Origin of the sequence: Streptomyces alkaliphilus (assembly GCF_014141535.1) — a bacterium.
Classification (GTDB): domain Bacteria; phylum Actinomycetota; class Actinomycetes; order Streptomycetales; family Streptomycetaceae; genus Streptomyces; species Streptomyces alkaliphilus.
In genome coordinates this window covers 1-1,599 of record NZ_VKHT01001086.1, presented here as the reverse complement: position 1 = coordinate 1,599, position 1,599 = coordinate 1, and the positions used below count along the sequence as shown (strand labels likewise).

The 1,599-nt window shown below is 70.5% G+C and carries 1 protein-coding gene; it reads left to right on the top strand.

Features of this window, described 5'->3' with window-relative positions:
- Positions 1 to 258: 258 nt before the first annotated feature.
- The gene (locus FNQ90_RS22555) at positions 259 to 1,452 is read left to right on the top strand and encodes a zinc-dependent alcohol dehydrogenase (protein WP_143624703.1); all 1,194 of its coding nucleotides are present in this window, start codon (positions 259 to 261) and stop codon (positions 1,450 to 1,452) included.
- Positions 1,453 to 1,599: the final 147 nt, after the last annotated feature.

The following is a 1,599-nucleotide window of genomic DNA, read 5'->3' as shown; positions in this document are numbered from 1 at the left end:
ATGGGATGGGATGGGAGGAGAGGTCGAGCCCTCCGGGCCCCCGACGGCGGGGAGCGGCGAATCACCCCGAAAGTATCCCGAAGGCGCCGTGAAGCGGGCGAACGCGAGTGAAGCGGGACGCGAGGGGTACCCGCAGACAACCGGGCGGAGGAGGGGTGAACGCCGATGGGTGTAGCCCCGTCCGGTCCGTTCGGCACGCTGCCGGCATCCGGAAGCCGGAGGGCCGCCGGGCATCGACCACGACGCGGAGGAGAGACCATGAAGGCGACCGTGTGGCACGGGAAGCGGGACGTGCGGGTGGAGGAGGTCCCCGACCCGCGGGTGGAGGAACCCACCGACGCGATCATCCGTGTGACCTCCAGCGGTCTGTGCGGCTCCGACCTGCACCTCTACGAGGTCCTGGGGCCGTTCATGACGCCCGGTGACATCCTCGGCCACGAACCGATGGGCGTGGTGGAGGAGGTCGGCTCCGGGGTGGGGAACCTCGCCCCCGGGGACCGGGTGGTGGTGCCCTTCCAGATCGCCTGTGGTCGCTGTTTCATGTGCGAACGCGGGCTGCAGACGCAGTGCGAGACCACCCAGGTGCGGGAACAGGGTTCCGGGGCGGCGCTGTTCGGCTACACCAAGCTCTACGGCTCGGTGCCGGGGGCGCAGGCCGAGTACCTGCGTGTCCCGCGCGCCGACTACGGTCCGATCAAGGTGCCCGAGGGCCCGGGGGACGACCGCTACCTGTACCTGTCCGACGTGCTGCCCACCGCCTGGCAGGCGGTGGAGTACGCGGACATCCCGCCCGGCGGCACCCTCGCGGTCCTCGGCCTGGGGCCGATCGGTGACATGGCCTGCCGCATCGCCCTGCACCGCGGGGCGGGGAAGGTGATCGGCATCGATCCCGTCCCCGAGCGGCGGGAGCGGGCCAGGGCACGCGGGGTGGAGACGCTCGACCCCACCGACCTCGACGACACGGAGGAGATCACCGCCGAGGTCCGCGACCGCACCGGTGGTCGCGGCCCGGACTCCGTCATCGACGCGGTCGGCATGGAGGCGCACGGCAGCCCCGCGGGGAAACTGGCGCAGACCGCCGGTGGCATGTTGCCCGGCAAGCTGGCCGAGAAGGTCTTCACCACCGCGGGGATCGATCGCCTCGCCGCCCTGTACCTGGCCATCGGCATGGTGCGGCGCGGGGGCACCATCTCCCTCAGCGGGGTCTACGGCGGGGAGGCGGATCCGCTGCCGATGATGACGCTCTTCGACAAGCAGGTCACCCTGCGCATGGGCCAGGCCAACGTCCGCCGTTGGGTGCCGGAGATCCTGCCGCTGATCGAGGGCTCGCAGGACCCCCTGGGCGTGGACGACTTCGCCACCCACCACCTGCCGCTGTCCGAGGCGCCGCGCGCCTACGAGATGTTCCAGCACAAGGAGGACGGCGCGGTGAAGGTCGTCTTCCGTCCCTGACCCCCGGGGAGCCCGCTCCCGACACGTGACCGTCCCCCGCGGGCCCCGGGGGACGGTCACGCTGTCGACTATACACATCGGACGCTGCCGACGATGCGTCAAGTGGAGCGGTCGGTGGTAGACGGATGAATAAAAAAAAAAAAAAAA

Coding starts and splice junctions, on each gene's coding strand:
- FNQ90_RS22555 (WP_143624703.1), top strand. CDS start 259: ATGAAGGCGACCGTGTGGCACGGGAAGCGGGACGTGCGGGTGGAGGAG.